This is a genomic window from Brachybacterium sp. P6-10-X1, assembly GCF_001969445.1.
Classification (GTDB): domain Bacteria; phylum Actinomycetota; class Actinomycetes; order Actinomycetales; family Dermabacteraceae; genus Brachybacterium.
Window position 1 is genome coordinate 3,665,348 of the sequence record NZ_CP017297.1, and the last position, 18,123, is coordinate 3,683,470.

Sequence of the window (18,123 nt, forward strand, 5' to 3'; positions counted from 1 at the left end):
TCAGTGCACCTCCGGTGCGGTGGTGGGATGCGGGACGCCGAGGCCGGCAGCGACCTCGTGCAGCAGGTCCTCGAGCCGGAGCGGGGCGGGGGAGAGGCGCAGCCCGGACGGTTCCAGGGCGCGGCGCAGGTACATGCTCTCGGGCAGCCGGGTGCCGAGGGCCTCGGACCGAGGATCCGAGAACACCTCGGACGCGGTGCCGGCCAGGGCGATCGAGCCGCCGTCCATGACGATCACGCGGTCCGAGTGCTCGGCCACGTGCTCCATCTTGTGCTCGACCAGCACGATCGTGCGGCCTCGCGCGCGGGCGGCCAGGATCAGCTCGAACACGCTGTCGGTCGTGGCGGGGTCCAGTTGCGAGGTCGGCTCGTCGAGCACCAGCACGGGCTGGTCCATCACGAGCACGGAGGCCAGGGCGACCCGCTGCTGCTGACCGCCGGAGAGCTGCATCGGGTCCCGGTCGCGCAGGCCCTGTAGGCCCGCGTCGTCCAGGATCCGTTCGACGCGCTCGTGGATCTCGGCCGGAGCGATCCCCAGGTTCTCGAGACCGAAGGCGAGCTCGCCGAAGACGGTCCGGGCGACGCCGCTCATCTGGGTGAACGGGTTCTGGAAGACGAAGCCGACGGTCCCGGCGAGGTCGCCGATCTCCTGGGTGATGATGTCCGTACCGTCGACCTCCACCCGGCCGGTCATCTCGCCTCCGAAGAAGTGCGGGATGAATCCGCGGATCGCCTGGCACAGGCTCGACTTCCCGGAGCCGTTGGCCCCGACCACGGACACCAGCTCGCCGGCCCCGACGGTGAGGTCGATGTCCTGCAGGGCGGGCCCGGGGGCCTCGGGGTACGTGTAGGTGAGGTTCTCGATGGTCACTGCATCCACAGCCAGATCCTTACTGCCAGGGCGATCACGATCGCCGCGTAGGTGAGAGCGCGCAGGGTGCGGTCGACGGCCGTGTCGGGGATGCGGACCAAGCTCGTCGTGGGCCCCTTCGAGGAGAACCCGCGCGCTTCGAGGGTGAGCGCCCGCTCCTCGACCCCGACGATGGAGTTGAGGATGAGCGGCGAGATGGTGGGGACGAAAGCCTTCGCCCGCACGAGCGCGGAGGCGTCGGTCTCGATGCCACGGGCCCGCTGGGCGTCCATGATCGTGATCATGTGCGAGCGCAGTTGCGGGATCATCGTGATGGTGGAGAGCACAATGTAGCTCGCGGTCGGGGAGGTGCCGCGCTGCTCGAGCGCCCGGGTCATGCGGCGGATGTCGATCAGGACGCTGCCCAGGATGAGGGCGCTGCCGATGCTCATCACCATGGTGGCGATGCGCAGTCCCTTGGCGATGCCTTCGGCGGTGATGTCCAGGAACAGCAGCTCGTACACCACGGTCTCGCCGGGGTAGAGCAGCGCCTGCAGCGCGAAGACCACCACGGACAGCAGGACCACGGAGCGCAGCCACAGGGAAAGGTAGCGGCCGAGGCGCCCCGCGGCGAGCGCCGTCAGCAGGTACGCGCCGATCAGGCAGACGGTGACCTGCCAGCCGTAGAAGAACGAGATCGCGCAGGCGGCCAGCAGCACGGTGAGCACCGTGATCGGGTTCAGCCGCAATATCGGATTGCTCGGGGCGTCGACGCGCACGCCGTCGGCGGGGCTGGCGGTGGTGGTCATCGTCGGACCTCCTCGTGGGGACGGGCGGGGGTCGCAGCGCTCGCGGGAGTCGCGGCGGGCGCGGACGTCGCAGTGCTCGCGGTGGTCGCGGGGTTCGCGGTGGGGCGGGTGCCGCGCCATCGGTCGTAGGAGCCGTACTGGACGGGGCTCTCGAGCGGGGCGAGCCGGAGCGTCTCGACACCGTCGGTGACCTCGGCGGCGGGCCGACCGCGCCGGGCGCGCCGGGAATGCGCCGTGAACAGGTGGCCGTTGGAGAACTTGATCAGGTAGCGATCGGACATCGAGCGGATCACCACCAGCGCCAGCAGGATCGAGAGCGTCTTGTCCGGGAGTTCTGACACGAACGACGAGGCGATCTGGGCGGGAAGCATCGGAATCCCGGCAGCGACCATGACGGCGGCGATCAAGGACGAGCCGGTCGTGTTGAAGCCACCGAAGACCAGCATCCGGATGAGGACCACGCCCGCCACCGACAGGGCGATCACCAGTGCGATGGCGAGGGCTACGCCGACGGCCCGGCGGAACAGACCTCGCCGGGCCAGCCATCCGATCAGGGCGCCGGCCGCGGCGGCCTGCACTGTCCAGGGGAGGGTGGTGGGGTCGGTCGCGGAGACGAACGCCAGGCTGAGGAAGCCGGTGAGGGCGCCGACGAAGGGGCCCGCGAGCATGGCGACGAGGAAGGTGCCGATGGAGTCGAGGTACAGCGGCAGCTTCAGGGCGAGGGCGAGCGAGCCGCCCACGAAGTTGATGGCGATGGCGATCGGGATGATCAGGATCGCCATGAGGGAGAAGTCCTCCCTCACGCGTCGGGCGAGGGTCATCGTGTTCCTCCAACGGAGAGTTCGCGGTCGAGCACGTGGGCGATCTCCGCCGTGTGCTCGGGGAAGAGGGAGTACAGGAGGGCGTCGAAGAAGCGGCGAGCATCCACGCTCGTCGCGACCAGCGCGTTCGGCTCCTGGTCCCGGTAGCGCGAGGTGCGCCAGACGACGGTCCGGCCGTCGCACACACCGGAAGTGGCGATCTCGACCCGGGCGGGGACCATGTCGATCAGGTCCGGGTCGATCAGATGGGCGAAGGCGAGCGGATCGCACAGCTCCGCACCCACCTCGCGGTACTTCCGCCAGTAGTGGTCCACGTACGTCGCGGTCACGTCGTGGAGGAAGCGGCCGGTGGTGCCGCCGAGCTGGCGGACCAGCTCACGGATCCCGGGGGACATGAACACCTGGCGGGTGGCGTCCAGCCCGATCATCTCGATCGGCGGGAAGCCGGCGGCGAAGACGACCTCCGCCGCCTCCGGGTCGTGGAGGACGTTGAACTCGGCCGACGGGGTCACGTTGCCGGTGAACTCGGCGCCGCCCATCATCACCAGGCGGCGCACACGCTGCGGGAACGTCGGATCGTGCTTCACGGCCAGGGCGAGGTTCGTCAGCGGGCCCAGCGCCAGGATCGTGATCCCGTCCGGGGCCGCGGCGGACTCCTCGAGGAGCACCTCCACGGCACCACGGGGATCCGCCCATGGAGTCTCCGTGGCGTAGCCGGCATCGCCGAGGCCGTCGCCGCCGTGGGCGCGGGAGGCGGGCATCGGCCCCCGTGCGAGCGGACGGTCCGCGCCGCGGTGCAGGGGGACGTCGGTGCGATCGCAGAGCTCGAGCACGGTCGCGGCGTTGTGAGCGACGCGGTCGAGGCCGACGTTGCCGTCGACGGTCGTGATCCGGTCGACGACGATTTCGTCGGAGGCGAGGGCCATCATGAGGGCCAGCGCATCGTCGACGCCGGGATCGCAGTCGATGATCAGGTGTTCCACGGGGAGAGGCTCCTGTCGGTGGCGGGGTCAGGCGGGGGAGAGGACGGCGCCGGTCGCGTCGGCGAAGGCGCCCGGGACGGTGCAGACGTGTGCGGCGGCGGCCGAGGCCTCCTCGCAGGCCGCACGCAGCGCCGTGCCGCGTGCCCGGGCGGCGGCGAGGGTGCCGACGAAGGCGTCGCCCGCCCCGGTGGTGTCGACGACGTCGACCGCGCCGGCGGGGACTGAGGCGGAGCCGTGCTCGTCGCAGAGCTCCGAGCCGGCGCCCCCGCGGGTGACCACGGCGGTGCAGCCGAAGCGCTCGAACAGGTCCCGGGCGGGGGAGCCCGAGGCGCCGCCCAGCAGCTCTCTCGCCTCCGACTCGTTGACGACGAGCAGGTCGACGTCGGCCAGGAGGTGGGCGACCGGTGCGGCGGGCGCGGCGTTGAGGACGGTCAGCGCTCCTGCCGCGCGACCGAGGCGCAGCGCGGTCGCGACCGTCTCGGTGGGCACCTCGAGCTGGCAGACCACGACGTCGCCGGGGCCGACAGCGGTGAGCTGCTGGGAGACCTGATCGGAGGTGAGCTGCGCGTTGGCGCCGGAGGAGACGATGATCGAGTTCTCCCCGGCACCGTCGCGCTGGATCATCGCCTCACCGGTCGGAGCGGTGTCCAGCGATGCGACCGCCGCGGCGTCCAGCCCGGGGACGTCGGCCATGGCCGCACGCAGCAGCGCGGCATTCTCGTCGGCACCGGTCGCGCCGATCATGCGGGTCGCACTGCCGTGCCGTGCCGCGGCGACGGCCTGGTTGAGGCCCTTGCCGCCGGGGGAGCGGGTGACGGCGCGGGCGAGGATCGTCTGACCGGGCTCCACGAGGTGCTCCACCTCGAACGTGGTGTCCACGTTCAGGGAGCCGACGACCCGTACCGTTCCTGCACTCTCCAACGGTCTTCAGCTCCTTCGCCGACGGGGCGATGGAACGAGCTCCAGCGCCAGGTGATGTCAGGGGAGCCTAAGAGGCAGCGACGGCGGGGACCAGCGCAGAGAATCGGTGCCTGCCATCGATGGGATCGATGGGTCGGCTCAGTCCCTGGTCGGGTTGAGGGTGAGGTCTTGCGCGGCGCTGTCGATGAAGGCGCGGACCCGGCGGCTGAGCCGACGCCCGGCGGGGACGATCGCGGCGACCTCGAGGGCGGGGAAGTCGTCGGCCAGATCGAGCGCGACGTAGGGCGCGCCGTCGGCGGCCACCGGGTGGGGAGCCCGCTGGGTGAGGATCGAGTAGCCGAGCCCGTGGGCGACCAGGCCGCGCACCGAGTCGTAGCTGGAACTGCGGAAGGCAACGTTCGGCTCCGTACCCGTGCGGGTGAACAGGGAGCGGAAGTAGTCCGCGCTGGGTGGCGTGTCGAGCAGGATCATGGGGTCGTCGATCAGTTCCGCGAGGCCGACGGTGTCCCGCCCGGCAAAGCGGTGGTCCGGCGGCAGCAGGAGGTACGGAGGGATACGCGCCAGCACCGTCGAAGAGAACCCTCTGTCCGCGAGCTCCCGGTCAAGGTGGTAGTCGTAGGCGATCGCGAGGTCGAGCCGGCCCGTGGAGAGCCAGGTGAGCAGATCGTCCTGGTGGCCCTCCTTGATATCCAGGGAGATGCGAGGGTGCTGCGTGGTGAACTCCGCGATCACCCGGGGCAGCAGCGAGGAGAGGATCGTGGGATAGCAGCCCACCACGATCGAGCCGGTCAGCTCGTGCTGGAGCCGGCCGGCATTGCGCTGCAGCGCATCGGCATCGCCGAGGAGCGCCCGTGCCTCGGCGAGCACGCGCTCGCCGTCCCGCGTGAGCGACAGGCCTCGGGCATGCCGGATGAACAGCTGCACGTCGAGCTGCCGCTCGAGCTCGCTGACCGCGGTCGAGAGCGCGGACTGCGACAGGTGGATCCGCTCGGCGGCAGCGGTCAGGGAGCCCTCCTCCGCGACGACGGCGAAGTAGGCGAGCTGGCGAAGGGTGATGGAGGGCGGTGTCGGGGTCATGGGTACCAGTAACGCTGTGCTGTGGGTGTGAGGCAAGTAGTTGTCGTTGATAGCCCGGCCCAGTTGTCCCCGACGCGGATAGTCTGAGGCTGACGCCCCGGCACCTGCTATGGGCCAGGACGAGAGAGCAGGGCGATGGCAGAGGATGAAGCACAGAAGGCTGTGGAGGAGATCCTCGACGCCGAGGACGATGTCGTGGACGACCCCACGCCCGTCGTGGATTCTCTGCCTGAGTCCCAGAAGGGGGAGGCGGAGGAGTTCGCCCGCGAATTCCTCACGCGGGTCCTTCGACTGCGAGGAGTGAAGATCGACCGGGAGCACTTCCTGCGTGCTGAGTTGCACAAGCGTGGCATCGGCGATGCCACGATCGCCCGGGCCATCATGGAGAACCCTGCTGCCGCGAGTATCGAGCCCCGGATGCTCGATCGCATCGCCGCAGAGGTGGTCGAGTTCGAGACCCGGAAATCGACGGCGATGTCGTTCGCCGCAGGTCTCCCCGGCGGATTCGCGATGCTCGGAACGATCCCCGGTGACATCACCCAGTTCTACGTGCACGCCTTCCGCATCATGCAGAAGATTGCGTACCTGTACGGGTGGACGTCGTTCCTCGGGGACACGGACGAGATCGACGACGAGACCCTGGGCAAGCTCGCCGCGTTCCTCGGCGTGATGATGGGGGTCGGCGGGGCCTCCGCGACGGTCACGACCTTCGCAGCGAATGTGGCCCGCCCGGCGATCCAGAAGCAGATCACCGGGGTCGCTCTCACGAAGACCGCCTGGTACACGCCGATGAAGCAGGTGCTGCGGGTCATCGGCGTCAAGCTCACGAAGGACAGCTTCGCCAAGTCCGTCACGAAGGTCGTGCCGGTGGCGGGCGGCGTGCTCTCCGGAGGGCTCACCTACGCCACGCTGCGAGTGCAGTCCGGACGGCTCATCAGGCATCTGCGGGAGCTGCCGCCGCCCCACGTCGATGCCGAGGAGTACCTCCGCCTGCTGCACGTGGCCGATGACGAGGGCGATCCACGGATCGCGACACGGCATGCGGCCGACGCGGTGAAGGGCGCCGGTTCGGCCGCGAAGGATACGGCGGCCAAGGTGACAGGGCGGATCGGCGGCATGATTCCGCGCCGGGCGAAGAAGGAGCCGACGGGTGATGACGCCTGACCGGCGGGTGTCAGGCGCTGGCCGTCGCCTCGCGAGAGGTCACCCTTCGACGTCTTCCCGTGCTGCGGTTCGACGATTCTCCAGCAGGCGCAGGTAAGGCTCCTTGAGCGAGTTGAGTCGGCGGCCGTCGGGCAGGATCCAGAACTGCCATCCATTCGTCGCGCCGTGGCGCACGGACTGCCCTGCCCCTGACGGGCTGTCGAATACCTCGCCGTTCACTTGGAGACGGCCGTCGGCGAGCACGGTTGCGCTCGCGTCGTGCGGGGACCGGGCACGAAGTCGCGTGCCCTCGGCGACAAGTCCTACTGCGACAACATGGCGGAAGTCGATCCATGAGGTTTCGGCCTCGCGGCTGGTGATGACCCGGGTCGCCGTATGGTTCTCCGGCACGGGCCAGGTGCGCAGGACCGCGCTGATGGCGTCTGCAGTGCGGCGTTCGATGCTTGCCTCTGTCCATTCCTCGGCGTCGCGGAGTTCACGGTTGATCAGCAGGACGTCATGCCTGGTCAGCGCCTCGCGCTTCCCCGACCACGCACGGTTCGAGACGGATGAGTTCAACTGGGTGGTGAGCAAGGTGAGGTTCCCGAGTCGATGGACGTGCTCGTCCCGATCGATCTCTTCCTGCGCAGTGGCCACGGCCCAGTTCTGTCGCCATTGCTGGGGGAGGATGTGCTCGATGTTCATCGTGTCCCGGGGTACCCGGCCGCCGCTCCAGGAGCCTCGACCGGTGGTGTATCCGCGGGCGTCGTCCTCGATCGCCTCCAGGACCATGCGCAGCCGCGAGCGGGACACCGAGCGGTAGAGAGGTGCGGTGTGGAGAACACGCTCCATCTCGTCATCAGTGGGCCAGTAGGTGGCCGGGGTCGACCACCGCATGAGCACCTCCTGGAGCGTGGAAGCGGCATCAGCGGGAGCGATCTCCTTCAGATCGCGGATAAGCTGAGCGACCGACCTCGAGATGTCGCCGGCGGAGAGACCGAGGATCGCACGCCGGACCACCCAGCTCTCGAACCACGTCAGCGCCTCTTCAGCGATGTCTCGGGGAACGCCGTTGGCGGCGTCGAAGAGCCAGAGGACGAGGGGCGTCGTGGCTCGGGTGCCAGCTGCGAGCGACCGGTAGAAGAAGAGCTCGACAGTGCTGATGGCGCCCTCGCTCGCTGCCGCGGACGTCACCCACTCCTGGTACTCCACTGCACGGGAGTGGAGCGTCTCGACGATCTCTCGCACCGGCCTCGAGTTCTCGTACTCGAGCCAGTGCTTGAACCGGGCGAAGGTCGCGGGCGTGCGCACCTCCTCGCCCGTCTCTGCCACGAGCCAGTGGTTCAGGAACAATGACACCTGGGGGAGGGTGAACCGCCCGAGTCTCACCTCCTTGGTCCAGAACGGTTCGTCGAACAGTCGCCAGTACTGCTCGTATGCTCGATGGATTTCCGCCCCTTCGGCATCGAGCTTTTGGAACACGAGGTTCTTCACCAGGTCTGCCTGAGTGAGCGGTGTGCCCCGGGCGTTCAGCGTCTCGAAGATCGATTGGGAGTCCTCATCGGTGTTGAGACTGATCACGACGATCTCGAAGCCGAAGCTCAGTGCCATGGCGAGTGCTGTCGCACGAGCGGCGAGATCGTCATCCGCTCCGTCGGCGAGCCATGAGGTGACGCGGTCGTAGAAGAACTGATGCGCTGCCAGGATCGGAGGCACAGGTGACTCCACGGTGACGTCGGCGTGCGCGTCCGTGAGCATCGCCTGCCGGAATGCCTGGGCGTCTCCGTTGGTGTGTCGAACCTTGAGGCGTTCTGCTCCGCTGAAGCCGAGTTCCTCGTCGTGCAGCGTGAGCTTCCGGAGGTTGGTCGCAGGGATCGGCTGACCAGCGTCCCGTAGAGCGATGCTCGCGGAGTTGAGAAGGAGCTGGATAGTGGTGAGTCGCTGCTGGCCGTCGATCAGGGAGTATTCGGCGGCGAACCCCATCTGGCCACGACTCTGCTGTATGACGACGGCCCCCAGGAAGTGGGTAGCGGACGGTGCCTGACCTCTCCGGAGCTCGACGAGCCGTTCGACGTCCTCCCACAGCGGCACCCACTGACGCTCCTCGGACCAGACATATGGACGTTGGAACAGGGGGATCACCAAAGTCTGCGTCAGCTGGAAGAGCTGGCCGGGTGACTGGACTCGTGTATCCATCCTTCGACCCTATGCGTTGTCGAGGTCTCCGGACCTCGGATCGTTCGTGGCTCTGAGCTCCGGTGGCTCCTGCCCGAGCGCCTGGAACAGCAGCGCCGACATGTCCTCGTGATGCTCCAGGATGTCGGCATCGGTCCAACTCCCCAGCAGGGCACGCCGTGCCATGAGATCGAGCTTCACGCTCTGTCGTCGAGCGGCCTGGTTCTGCGCCTTGTGGACGGGCTGGTAGTTGCTGAACTTCGAGTTCGTGCTCACCGTGACGAGCGCGAGATTGCCGAGGTAGTTGAGCAGCTTCCGGTCCTCGACGTGCTCTGCGGGAGAGGCATGCTCGGCGTCCTCGGAGCTGGGGGAGAAGTGTTCGATCGACGTGCGGTAGCTGAACGTGAAGTCCCACCGGTTCTCCCTCTCGACGAGCAGGTAGTCGAGATAGGTGAAGACGATCCGGGGGATCCCGAAGCCGAGCGGGAGCCCGTCGGGGCCGACCGAGTACATCTCCGGATCCGGATGCAGCGCTGCGTCGAGCCGCTCGAGCGCGTGCCGCTGGAGAACTCCGTACAGCCCCTCCGCCGTGATGGCTTCGCCTCGATCTGCACGGTCCAGTGCGAAGCGCAGCGCTTCGGTGATCCAGTGCATCGTGCGGGGAGAGGTGTAGGTGATGCGCAGCGCGGATTGGAGAAGGAGTATTCGACGCTGCAGCGAACGCGGTCCGGCACCGCTTTCGTCGTTCGCGAGGGTCGGACGGTATCGGGGAGAGTAGCGCACCGTGCCGGTGCTGGAGGATTCACCGCGCACCACGCGGTAGAGCGACCAGCTGCCGGGCTCCTCGTCGCTCGTCGACTCGTGACCGGAGGTGAGGGTGGCGTCGCGTTTGAGCACGTACTTGTCGAAGAGCACGCGCAGGCGCAGCAAGTCAGTGGTGAAGCTACGGACCCACTCCTCGCGCTGGGCAGAGTCGAGGTCCTCGAGCCGCTGGGTGAAGCGCTCCACCAGCTGCTTGTCGTCGAGCTGCCGGTCCAGAGACGTCGTGTCGCCGGCCGGGGGCCGCACTGCGAGGACGTGGAGCAGGAAAGTCGGGAAGGTGATCTGCGAGGTGAACCGCTCGCTGTCGCTCGTCTCGGTGAATTCTTGGACGGTCTCTGTGCGTGCGTAGAGCGTGATGGCCTCTCCCAGCTCCATCGCGGAGGACGGCGCGGCGCTGGTGGTGTCCGGGACCGATGCCGACGTCGAGGGGCGCTGAAGGACCAGCAGGTCCCGCAACTCGGCGAAGTCGTCGGTCGGCAGCTGTTCCCAGGTCTCTCCGAACACTGCTGCGCGCCAGGACGTGTCGCCGGCCGTGGCGGTCATGGTCACGTAGTGCTCCATGTCCGAGCACGCGGACCAGACATGGTTCAGCAGCGCCCTGTCACCGGGGTCCTGAAGACAGCGCAGCAGGCGGGCCTTCGCGATGTCGACGGGGCTGAGCTGAGCGCCGCGGGTGTTCATGATCTCGAAGTACTGGTTCAGATCAGTGGAACGGTCGATGGGCATCCGGATGATGAGCACCTCGGTAAGCAGGTAGTCGACGAAGCGGTTGTCGATCAGCTGCTGCCTCAGTACGGGATCGGAGAGCAGCTCGGTGATGATCACCTCCGCTCGTCGGATCCCGGAATCCTCGAGGTCGGATTCCGCGTCCCTGTCGGTGCTGCCTCCGCGCGCTACGCTGCGAAGCGCTGCCGTCGCCTTGTCGCGGGCCTCGTAGGTGAGCGGCTGCAGCGCGGTGGTCGGTGCGGGGAATCCGGGCGTGCGCCTCAGTACGGACAGCAGGATGTAGAGGGTCGTGAGTCGCTGTTGGCCATCGATCACGTCGAACGGATCATCGAGGTTCTTCGGCGGGGCGACGACGAGATTCCCGAGGAAGTACTCCTTGGGCTCGGCCTGCCGGGCCTCGTCGAGCACATCCTGGATTAGTCGGTGGATCTGCTCCTCACCCCAGGTGTAGTTCCGCTGGTACAGCGGGACGGAATAGTGATCGGCCGGATCGTTGAATAGTCGGCCGACGGGGATCGCCTGGACGTCGTGAGAGGTGAAGGTCTGCGTCATGTCAGCTGATCTCCTGAAGGATCGTCTGGAGCGCGTCGTCGTCGGTGCTCTTGGAGCGGACTGCCTGAGGTATCGGGAGGTTCTCGAGTGCGAGGTGTGATGGATCGAGGCTGTCGCGCATGCGGGCGAAGAGGTTGAACTCGGCGAGTCCGTCCCGGGTCGCGGCAAGGCCACGCGCGTAGTTGTCGGTGGATCTCCAGCCGAGGCGCTCATAGGCGAGGCGCGGCCCGTAGGCCCAGCGGAACAGGCGTGGCCTGATGCTGTGCAGGTCTTCTTCGGAGTACTTGTTCGTGAAGTAGAGCGCTGCGGCGATGTACAGCTCACGATTGAAGTGGAACCGAGCTCCGTTGCTGAAGATCGCGAGGTCGTCATCAGGTTCGCCGGTTCGTGTGTCGCGGCGGAACAGCAGGCTCTCGAAGCGCTTCATCTCCTCGAGCATGAACGCGGCGAAGTCGAAGAAGGACCGGCCGGCGGAGATTGGTGCGTCGAGCTGATGACGGGCGCGTCGGAGATCTCGAGAGGTCTGCTGGTCGGCTTCCGGGTGGGCCCACTCCTGGACTCCAGGCAGGACAGCTTTCGCGGCACGGTGGTACTCGGTGGCCGGGAGGTGTGGTGTGGATCGGCTGACGCCTTTGAAGAGGTCGATGTCCTCCGCGGTGAAGGCGTGGGCGGGGAGGTTCCGGCTCCACCAGTGGATGCGTGCGAGGTAAGTCCCGAAGAGGCGATCCAGGTCGTTCTCCTCGGCCGATTCCCACTGCTCGACCACGGCTCGCTGCTCGGCGGGCGTGGTCGCGACCATCTCCCGCAGGTGGAATGCCTTCAGCAGATCGTGGGGGCGCAGCGCTTTGCCCCGGAAGTTCTGCGAGTCGAAGAACTGGAAGGCCTCGTCCTCGTCGTCGGTGACGATGCGCAGCACTTGGGCACGGGTGTCGAGGAAGTCCTGGTAGGCGACCTTGTCCTGCATCTCCTCGACGAGCCGAGCGAGCTCCTGGTAGACGAGATGGATGGGGGTCGATCCGATGGCGAGGTCGCTCAGACGGCCGTCCCGGAGCAAGGTCCGCAGCATGTGCAGTGTGAGCAGGCGCTGCTGACCGTCGACTACCTCGAAGGGATCCTCCTGGGGTCTCTTCAGCAGGATCATCGTGCCCATGATGTACGGCTGATCGGGCCGCCGCTTCTGGGCTGCGGCGATATCGGTGACGAGCTGCCGGGCGTGCTGCGGTGTCCATGAGTAGGGGCGCTGGAAGTCGGGGATCCGCAGTGGGGTCCTTCCCGGTCCGAGGAGGTCTTCGACTGTCTGGAACTGGAGAAGCTCGCGCTTGATCGCCATGTCTCTCACGCTAACTGTATGAGGTCATGACGTTGTCGACACGTTCGTGGACTCGGGTGGCCGGGGGCTGATCAGCGCAGGCGGTGTGCGGCCGATGATAGTTGTAATGGTGGACCCAGACGTTGATCGCTTCGCGCCGCTCGTTCTCGGAGTAGAAGGCGTGGGCGTAGAGGCATTCCTCAGAGAGGATCCGCTGGTAACGCTCGACTTTCCCGTTGTGCCTGGGCGTGTAGGGCCGGGTCCGCTGATGCCGCGACGCATGCGCGGTCACGGTGCGGACGAAGGTCTTCGCGCGGTAGTTGGAGCCGTTGTCGGTGACCACCCGGACCAGACGGGTGATGCCGTGCGCAGCGAAGAACGCCCTCGCCCGGCTGAAGAAGGCGATGGTGGTTGCTGCGGTCTCGTTTCCGAGGGCTTCGGTGTAGGCGAGGCGGGAGTAGCCGTCGATCGCGGAGTGCAGGTAGGTGTAGCCCACGCGCTTCTGGCGCGCCCGTTTGCTGCCGCGGCCGTGGAGTCGCCAGCCGCCACCGGCGGGGATCTGGCCGACCTTCTTCACGTCCAGGTGGAGCATGTGGCCAGGGAAGCGGGCGATGATCTTTCCCGGCTCGCGGTTGTTCTCCCCGGTCGGGTCGAGGTCACGGCGGCGAGAGATCCCCAGCCGCTGCAGCCAGCGCCCGATGGTCCGGACGCAGTAGTGGTGACCGCGGGAGGCGAGCTCGAGGGTGATGCGACGGGCCGACCATTTGCGGTCTCGCCGCCAGGTGTCGATGAGCTCGAGGACCTCGATCGGCAGCCGCGAGGGTCGCCGTGCTGGGGCGCTGGTGCGGTCTTCCAAGGCTTCGGCACCGTCGTCGCGGTAGCGGTGGATCCACTTCGTCAGAGTCGAGCGGGCGACGCCGGCTTCGGCGGCGACGTGGGCGATGGGTCGGCCATCATCTTCGACACATTGGACCAGGCGGAGTCTTCCTGCAGGAGTCAGCGGCGAATTACGGTGGGTCATGGAACGGGTCTCTTCCAGCAGATGGACGGCTTCAGCACCACCCATCGTGCCGGTCAGGGACCCGTTCCTTCATCCCGACCCCGTGACTACAACCTCATGACCCGCAACAGCTAACGAAGGCGACCTACCGCATGGACGCTTTTCGAGTCCTGGGTTTCGGGCGCCTGGAGCAGCGGATAGCGTGACTGCATCTGATCCCTGAAGGAGACTGCACCGATGCGCGACGATCAGCCCGGAATCTTCTGCCTCGAGGGTGAGTGGGACGACGACCTGACGAGTCGTCTCAGCGTGCGGCCGGTGCTCGAGCTGCTCGAGCATTTGGGTGTGGCTCAGTGGGTCCACCGGGACGTGGCCACTGTCTCCGAGTTCGGGTACTACCTCGCCAAGTGGACTTCTGCCGAGTACGAGCGGTTTCCCGTGCTCTGGCTTGCGATGCATGGAGATTCGGCGGCAATCAGCATGAGCGGTGACGACGACGGATCGCTCACGATGGACGAACTGGAAGACATGCTTGCGGGGGCCTGCTCCGGCAAGGTCATCTACTTCGCGTCGTGCTCCACCCTCAAGGAGGACCCGAAGCGGCTGCAGCAGTTCGCCAAGAGGACCGGTGCACGGGCTGTTATCGGATACCGCAAGAACGTTCTGTGGTCCGACGCCGCGTCGTTCGAGCTCCTGCTCCTGCAGGAACTCGTCACCCGCGTGAAGTCCAACGGCATCTTCAAGCGGCTCCAGGAAGACCATCCGGTGCTCGCGAAGCGCCTCGGGCTCGTCGTCGCGACAAAGAACGATGTGTACCGCACGGCGTTGCGCACGACCAGGGCGTCATCATGAACGGGCAGTCCGGTGATGGTTGAAGGACCACGGTTGAGAGCTCGACAGGTTCGTCGACTGTCTGATGATTCAACTAAGCTCCTCCGAGACGCAGGCCGCGCCGAGTGATCGGTGTGCGGGTGTGACTCGTTGGAGGGGAATGGGTGGCCAGGTACCAGCGAAGTGGGCACTGGCGGCGTGGCCGGAACGGCGCGGTCCATTGGGTGTCGAGCCATGTGGTGAACCGGGGGAGTTGGTCCAGTTCAGGACGGCTCGGTCCGTTCAGCGCCGCGACGACAGAGTGGCAGCCGCGTGTTCGCGCCCGAACGGCCCAGACTCGCTCCGCAGTATCGTAGAACGTGCATCCGGAGCATCCGAACTCGCGATGCCCGATTTGCTTCGAACCGGTCTGGTTCTTCCGCAACAAGCGCGGTGGGTGCGCCTACTTCGACGCGATCGGCAAGCCGTGGCCTCTGCATCCGTGTATGGAGCAGTCGCGGAGCGCGGAGGACCGTCGTTCCGCACTTGAAGCGCCATTCTCCTACCAGCGAGCGATGCGGGATCGACCGCGGACGACGGTGGGGCAAAGCTTCGGTGATGCCAATCGCGGCTCTGCCGTCCGACTGGATGCGACTGCTGATGGCAAGCCCTTAACTACGGAAGCTCCAGCCAAGCCGTCATCCACCGACGAGCCCCTCAGCTGGTGGGTTGTGCTCAGCGGCCTCTGGGCCCTATTGCTCTCGTTCCCTGTCAGCCGGTGGGTCGACACCAGTCTTGACGGGATCCCGGCGCTCCTCTCGCTCTGGGCGATCTCTCTGCCGACACTGTGCATGGCTCTGGCCATCGGCTGGTACCTCCTGCGAGCTCCCCGGCCACGGGGCGATGTCGGCGACGTCCTCGCTTCGATGGCGTTGGCGCCGCTACTCCTGCTCTTTGGGATCGTCGGAAACGTGCTCACGTGCGGGCTGGTCGCGCTGGCCGCTGCACTATGGGTAGCGTCCGAAGCGAACGACGCGCGCCGGCGGGGGAACTTCGGGGGAGGGCACGGATGACCCCGCGATTCTCGCTACCTCACGGCGACGGGGTCGCGCAGTTCGCTCAGCCGAATCTTGTCGCTGATCAGCACACGAAGCTCGGGTGCCGTAAGGTCACAAAGGGATGCAATCAGTGGGAGGTCACGGAGTGAGCACGCAACTGGTCAATGAAGAGACCGGAGTGATCTCCCCAGGCTCCCTGGTCGAGGTCCGCGACGAGACCTGGCTCGTCACCTCCGTCGAAGACACCCCCGACGGCCCCCTCTACGCGGTCCGCGGCGTGAGCGACTTCGTCAAGGACACCACTGCCTCGTTCTACGCCTCGCTGGACGAGATCACGCCCCAGCATCCCGAGGACTCCACCGTCGTCGCCGACACCTCGCCCCGCTACCGCCGCACCCGCCTCTGGATCGAGTCGACGCTCCGCAAGACCCCGGTCCCGGTCGACCACGCGGACCTCACCGTCTCCACCCAGATGCTCGCCGATGACCTGCCCTACCAGCGCGAGGCGGTGGAGCTGGCGCTGGACCCCGAGCGGATCCGTCCACGCCTGCTGATCGCCGACGCGGTGGGCCTCGGCAAGACCCTCGAGATCGGCATGATCCTCTCGGAACTGATCCGGCGCGGCCGCGGCCGCCGCATCCTCATCGCCTGCCCCCGTCACGTCCTCGAGCAGATGCAGCACGAGCTGTGGACCCGCTTCGCGATCCCGTTCGTGCGCCTGGACTCCGAGGGCGTGCAGCAGGTGAAGCAGCAGCTGCCGGCCTCCCGGAATCCGTTCACCTTCTTCGAGAAGGTGATCATCTCGATGGACACCCTCAAGCAGGATCGTTTCGTCCACGACCTGCGCCATCACCGCTGGGACGCAGTGGTGATCGACGAGTCCCACAACGTCACCAACCAGTCCACGCAGAACAACCAGCTCGCCCACGTGCTGGCCCCGAACACGGATGCGCTGGTCCTCGCCTCGGCCACCCCGCACAACGGCTCCAACGATTCCTTCGCCCAGCTGATCAGCCTTTTGGAGCCCACCGCCGTGTCCCCGAAGCGGGAGATCGCCGAGGGCGCGACGCAGCGTCTGATGATCCGTCGTCACCGCTACTCGGACTCGGTGAAGGACGAGGTGGGGGAGAACTGGGCCGAGCGCCGCCCGCCCGAGATGCTGCCGGTGGAACCCTCCCCGGAGGAGCTCGCGGTCGCCCACGAGATCTCGCAGACCTGGACGCACCCGCCCATCGGCCGCGGCCCGATGTCCGGGCGCGGCGCGCAGCTGTTCCCGTGGACGCTCGCCAAGGCGTTCCTGTCCTCCCCGATCGCGCTGCGCGAGACGCTCCGCAACCGCTCCCGGGAGCTGCTGGGGAAGGTCGAGGTGGATCATCTCGCCGAGGTCCCGGCCACCAGCGCCCACGCCGCGGAGGCGGATGCCCTGCTCCGCCTCACGGCTCTGAACGACGCCTGCATCCCGGTCGATGGCTCGCCCCGCTCCGGCAAGTACCAGCGCCTCGTCGAGCTCCTGAAGCACAAGGGTGTCGCCCGCACCTCCCCGGAGCGGGTGGTCGTCTTCGCCGAGCGCGTCGCGACCCTGTCCTGGCTGCGGGAGCACCTGCTGGCCGATCTGAAGCTCAAGGACGACCAGATCGCGGTGCTCCACGGCGGCCTCACCGACGTCGAGCAGCAGCGGGTGGTGGAGTCCTTCAAGCAGAGCTCCTCGCCGATCCGCGTGCTGATCACCGGGGACATCGCCTCGGAGGGCGTGAACCTGCACGCCCAGTGCCATGAGCTGATCCACTTCGACGTCCCCTGGTCCCTGATCCGGATCGAGCAGCGCAACGGCCGCATCGATCGTTACGGTCAGCGCACGCCCCCGCAGATCACGGCCCTGCTCCTGGACCTCTCCGAGGTCGAGGGTTTCGACGGTGACATCTACGTGCTGCGACGCCTCCTGGACCGCGAGAAGGAGGCGCACGAGCAGCTCGGCGACGCCGCCTCGCTCATGCAGAAGTACGACGCCGCCGCGGAGGAGCGAGCTCTCATCGACGTGCTGCGCAGCGCGAAGGACGTCGGGGAGGTGCTCCCGGAGGTGGAGCAGGTCCATCCTCTCGGCGCTTTCCTCCAGGGCCTGCTCGCCCAGGACTCCGCCCCCACGCCGCGACGCCGAGACGGTCACCGCGCCGCGCAGGAGACCTCCTTCGAGACCGGCCTCTTCACCTCCGACGCAGACTTCCTGGTCTCGGGCTTCACCGAGCTGCACACCGAACCCGGCCGACCCGTCACCAGCGGCGGCGTGGACCTCGTGCTCGACCGGCCGACGGGGCTGATCCAGTTCACCCCCGGCGAGGACCTCGGCCGACGCCTCGACCACCTCCCGCAGACCTATCTGAAGGACCGCCGGGTCAAGGAGACCCTGCGACTGACCTCCCGGACCGACGTCGCCAACAGCCGTCTCCGCGCGGCGCTCGACGACGACTCGGGCACCAACTGGCCCGACGTCCACTTCCTGGGCCCGCTCCACCCGGTCCTGGACTGGATGAGCGACCGCATCCTCGCCGGCGTCCCCAGCGGCGAGGTCTTCGCGATCCACGGCCAGGTGGACCGCCCCTGGGTGATCTTCCAGGGCACCCTCACCACCGCCCGCGGCCAGATCGTCTCCTCGACAGTGCTCGGCATCGCCGACGACGACGGCACCCCGCGCGCCCTGCCGCACGTCGCCCCCTCGACCCTGTTCCAGGAGATCGGGCTGGACCCGGACGCGATCGGCACTGCCGTCGAGGGTCCCGGTCAGTACCAGGCGCTGCTGCGTGCCGCCGTGCCCACTGCCCGTGAGTTCATGGAGCAGCAGATCGCCCCGAGCATCACCGCCGCTGCGCAGGAGCGGGTCGAGCGCTGGCAGGCCGAGCAGCTGCGCTGGGAGGCCGACGCCGCCGGCACCCGCGGCTCCTCCGCCCTGCTGCTCGCCACCCGTGACGCGCTCGAGGTGGAGAAGAAGCTCGTCACCGAGATGCTCCCGGACCGCACCTTCGTGCGCCCGCTGCTCGTCGTCGTCCCCCGTCCCCAGGCCTGAGGAGTTTCCC

13 protein-coding genes are annotated in these 18,123 nt (G+C 67.5%); 3 read left to right on the top strand and 10 right to left on the bottom strand.

The genetic code is table 11. The annotated features are described in order from the left end of the window. The 6 genes from BH708_RS20040 to BH708_RS16425 form a co-directional block, all read right to left on the bottom strand. Positions 1–879, bottom strand: coding sequence for an energy-coupling factor ABC transporter ATP-binding protein (locus BH708_RS20040; RefSeq protein ID WP_076810089.1), 879 nt, complete (start codon positions 877–879; stop codon positions 1–3). Then, positions 867–1,658, bottom strand: coding sequence for an energy-coupling factor transporter transmembrane component T (locus BH708_RS20045; protein WP_076810090.1), 792 nt, complete (start codon positions 1,656–1,658; stop codon positions 867–869). The genes BH708_RS20040 and BH708_RS20045 overlap by 13 nt, the downstream gene beginning before the upstream one ends. Next, a complete protein-coding gene (locus BH708_RS20050; RefSeq protein WP_076810091.1) occupies positions 1,655–2,479 on the bottom strand; it encodes an ECF transporter S component in 825 nt (274 codons plus the stop codon). Before BH708_RS20050 ends, BH708_RS20045 begins: the two co-directional genes overlap by 4 nt. Next, on the bottom strand, positions 2,476–3,462 hold the full coding sequence (locus BH708_RS16415) for a nucleoside hydrolase (RefSeq protein ID WP_076810092.1): 987 nt from the start codon (positions 3,460–3,462) through the stop codon (positions 2,476–2,478). The genes BH708_RS20050 and BH708_RS16415 overlap by 4 nt, the downstream gene beginning before the upstream one ends. A 27-nt stretch (positions 3,463–3,489) precedes the next feature. After that, positions 3,490–4,383 carry a ribokinase gene (locus BH708_RS16420; protein WP_076810093.1) on the bottom strand — a complete coding sequence of 298 codons (894 nt, stop codon included), beginning with the start codon at positions 4,381–4,383 and terminating at the stop codon, positions 3,490–3,492. A gap of 138 nt (positions 4,384–4,521) precedes the next feature. Beyond that, entirely contained in the window at positions 4,522–5,460 is a 939-nt protein-coding gene (locus BH708_RS16425) for a LysR family transcriptional regulator (RefSeq protein ID WP_076810094.1), read from the bottom strand. 135 nt (positions 5,461–5,595) lie between these two features. Between BH708_RS16425 and BH708_RS16430 the strand changes: the two genes are divergently transcribed. Continuing rightward, positions 5,596–6,624, top strand: a complete 1,029-nt coding sequence (locus BH708_RS16430) for a hypothetical protein (protein ID WP_076810095.1) — start codon at positions 5,596–5,598, stop codon at positions 6,622–6,624. 39 nt (positions 6,625–6,663) lie between these two features. Here BH708_RS16430 and BH708_RS16435 read toward each other — a convergent pair whose 3' ends face one another. Genes BH708_RS16435 through BH708_RS16450 form a run of 4 tightly spaced genes read right to left on the bottom strand, consistent with a single transcriptional unit; the run spans position 6,664 to position 13,208 of the window. Next, on the bottom strand, positions 6,664–8,799 hold the full coding sequence (locus tag BH708_RS16435; RefSeq protein ID WP_076810096.1) for a DUF262 domain-containing protein: 2,136 nt from the start codon (positions 8,797–8,799) through the stop codon (positions 6,664–6,666). Positions 8,800–8,808: 9 nt separating this feature from the next. Beyond that, on the bottom strand, positions 8,809–10,878 hold the full coding sequence (locus BH708_RS16440; RefSeq protein WP_076810097.1) for a DUF262 domain-containing protein: 2,070 nt from the start codon (positions 10,876–10,878) through the stop codon (positions 8,809–8,811). Position 10,879: 1 nt separating this feature from the next. Next, on the bottom strand, positions 10,880–12,208 hold the full coding sequence (locus tag BH708_RS16445) for a DUF262 domain-containing protein (protein ID WP_076810098.1): 1,329 nt from the start codon (positions 12,206–12,208) through the stop codon (positions 10,880–10,882). A gap of 10 nt (positions 12,209–12,218) precedes the next feature. Then, positions 12,219–13,208 carry an IS481 family transposase gene (locus BH708_RS16450; RefSeq protein WP_076811472.1) on the bottom strand — a complete coding sequence of 330 codons (990 nt, stop codon included), beginning with the start codon at positions 13,206–13,208 and terminating at the stop codon, positions 12,219–12,221. A 216-nt stretch (positions 13,209–13,424) separates the two neighbouring features. Here BH708_RS16450 and BH708_RS16455 point away from each other — a divergent pair, with 216 nt between their 5' ends. Together BH708_RS16455 and BH708_RS16465 are read left to right on the top strand one after the other, a co-directional pair. Next, the gene (locus BH708_RS16455) at positions 13,425–14,039 is read left to right on the top strand and encodes a DUF6642 family protein (RefSeq protein ID WP_076810099.1); all 615 of its coding nucleotides are present in this window, start codon (positions 13,425–13,427) and stop codon (positions 14,037–14,039) included. Positions 14,040–15,200: 1,161 nt separating this feature from the next. Further along, positions 15,201–18,113 (top strand): DEAD/DEAH box helicase, encoded by a 2,913-nt coding sequence (locus BH708_RS16465; RefSeq protein ID WP_253705367.1) that lies wholly within the window; start codon positions 15,201–15,203, stop codon positions 18,111–18,113. Positions 18,114–18,123: the final 10 nt, after the last annotated feature.